Below are 2,610 nucleotides of genomic sequence, written 5' to 3' on the forward strand. Positions count from 1 at the left end.
TGTATGAATTAACACATTTATTCCTTCAGCTAAATCTTTAGGATCCGTATACTCAAACGGAGAATGACTAATACCTTTATGACTTGGAACAAAAACCATGGCTGTCGGTATATATGGTGCCATAATCTGAGCATCATGCCCTGCACCACTATGCATCATTTTATACACAATATTATTTTGCAAACATTGCTTTTCGATAATGTCAGTTATCCCTCTATCCATTGGTACTGGTGCAGCATCCATCCACATTTTAATCTTTATTTGAACTCCTAATTCATTTGCAACTTTGTTTATTTCCTGTACTATTTTATCAGTAAATTGATGCAATTCTTCTTTTTCAACATGCCTTACATCTATCGTAAATATAGCTTTACCTGGTACTACATTTACGATATTGGGCTCTACTTTAATTTCCCCAACAGTGGCAACAAGTGGCTCTCCATGTTCTAAAGTCATGGTATGAATCCTATGTATCATATAACTAGCTGCACTCATCGCATCTTTTCTATATTTCATTGGTGTGGTGCCTGCATGATTGGATTCACCAATTATTTCAACTGTAAATCGTCGTTGACCAACAATGTTTTGGACAATACCAATGGATCTCTCTTCTTTCTCTAGTACTTCTCCTTGTTCTACATGAAGTTCAACAAATGCTTTAATATCCTTACGAGCATATTCAGGATTAGCTTTAAATGTGAAACCAGTTTGTCTCATCACATCTACAAATGCTTGACCATTAAAATCTGAGATATTCTGAACATCTTCTTGTTTAGCAATCCCAACAATATTTTTAGATCCCCAAAATGTATATGGAAATCGGCTTCCCTCTTCTTCAGCCATGGATACAACCTCAATATTCCGCAAAGGCTGTCCATATTTTTCTTTTAAATATTTTATAGCTAAAAATCCAGCGATAATACCATACTGTCCATCAAATAATCCTCCATTTTTTACTGTATCAACATGAGAACCAGTTAATATTGTTTCGTCTTTATATTTACTACCTTCAAGCATTCCAAATAAATTTCCGATTTCATCATAATGGATAGATAATTCCTCTTTAATAAATAGCGTTTTTAGAGACTCTTGAGCCTCTAGCCACTCGGAACTATATAAGAACCTGGATACGCCTCCTTCTGGATCTTTTCCACATTCTCCTAACCAATGAAGTAAATCGAGTGTATCCTTTCCTAATTGCAACTTATCCAGTGTATGCATTAATTTCCCTCCAGTAAACTTCCAATTAATTTACTCTTATCCCCTTAAATGTTTCCTTCTTCAAAATGTGTATTCGGAGAAGTCTCCTTAAAAAACATCATGATAATTAAACTTATTCCAAGAATGATAACAGCTGAATAGAACCCAGCAGCCATACTGCCCGTTAAATCGGCTAAGTAACCTGCGATAAATGGAGCCACAATTGAGGATGACATTCCTATAAAATTATAAAGACTAAACGCTCGGCCATATGATTCTGGATTTACGTTCTCTGAAACAGTTGCAATTAGCACCGGATCTAGCGCTATTTTCCCAAAAAGACCATAAATAATAAGAGCTCCAATCATTAAAGGGATACTTTGAATATACACCGTTGCCCATAAAGAAATTGCGGCGATTGGAACCAATGTAAATACAAATATTTTTTTCTTTCCATATTTATCAGATAAATAACCAACAAAAAGTGAACCTGGTATTGCTGCCCACGGAACTAATGATGAAATAAAACCTATTTCACTTCCTTGAAATCCCCGCTCCACTTGTAAATACTTTGGTAACCACGTCATAATAACTGTAAATCCATAAATAGAGCAAAATAATACAATGAATGTAATTAAAAGATTACGGTTCTTTAATAAAGAAAGCATACTTATATCAGTCTCTATATCTATGACTGGATTACTTACATCTTTCTTTTGTCTCTTTCCTTCTTTGACAACAAAACCAATAAACAAACCGCATAAAATGGTTAAAACGGAAAATATGTAAAACATCATTCTCCAGTTTATTCCCCATTCCAACACAAGGGTACTAGAAGAAATAAAGCCTAATGATATTCCTAAAGCAGCTCCACTATTAATGATGGCAGAACCGATACTCCTTCTTTTATTTGGTATTGCCTCAGAAGAAAGTGCGAACTGCGGTCCATAATAAGTAGCTTGTGTAAGTCCTGTTAAAGCACGCGCCACTAAGAATCCTGTAAATCCAGCCATAATACCACTTACTCCTGTAAAAATTCCAAATAAAATAAACCCCGGAACCAGAATTATTTTCCTTCCAAACTTATCGCTCAATGTACCGGCCGGAATTTGTGCGATTGTATAAGTGAAAAAGAAAATACTATTTACTAAACCCAGTTGAGTATTGTTCAAGTTATATTCCAACCCTATCTCTCCCAATATAGGGTTTAAAATGTACCGATCCGCATTAAGAAATATTGTTCCTAAAGTAAATGCTAGTACAACTTTCCACCAGTAAGGAATCAAAGTAGTGGATTCTCCAAATTTATCTTGTTTTTTCGTTAAAGATTCAGACATATTAACAATACTCCCTTTACATTTTTCAGTGAAAATCCACCTTATTTAATATTTTTATAAGCATAATACTTTA

General features: G+C 34.5%; 2 protein-coding genes. Both read right to left on the reverse strand.

The annotated features are described in order from the left end of the window. On the reverse strand, positions 1–1,221 hold a 1,221-nt coding region (allC, locus tag ACQGSG_RS28235), incomplete at its 3' end, for an allantoate deiminase (protein WP_426948631.1). Between the two features lie 44 nt (positions 1,222–1,265). Next, positions 1,266–2,537: an MFS transporter gene (locus ACQGSG_RS28240; protein WP_223618649.1), complete on the reverse strand. Its 1,272-nt coding sequence runs from the start codon at positions 2,535–2,537 to the stop codon at positions 1,266–1,268. Between the last annotated feature and the right edge of the window lie 73 nt (positions 2,538–2,610).

The organism is Bacillus sp. GMa5/1, from assembly GCF_050172015.1.
GTDB lineage: Bacteria > Bacillota > Bacilli > Bacillales > Bacillaceae_G > Bacillus_A > Bacillus_A cereus.

Coding starts and splice junctions, on each gene's coding strand:
- ACQGSG_RS28240 (WP_223618649.1), bottom strand. CDS start 2,537: ATGTCTGAATCTTTAACGAAAAAACAAGATAAATTTGGAGAATCCACT.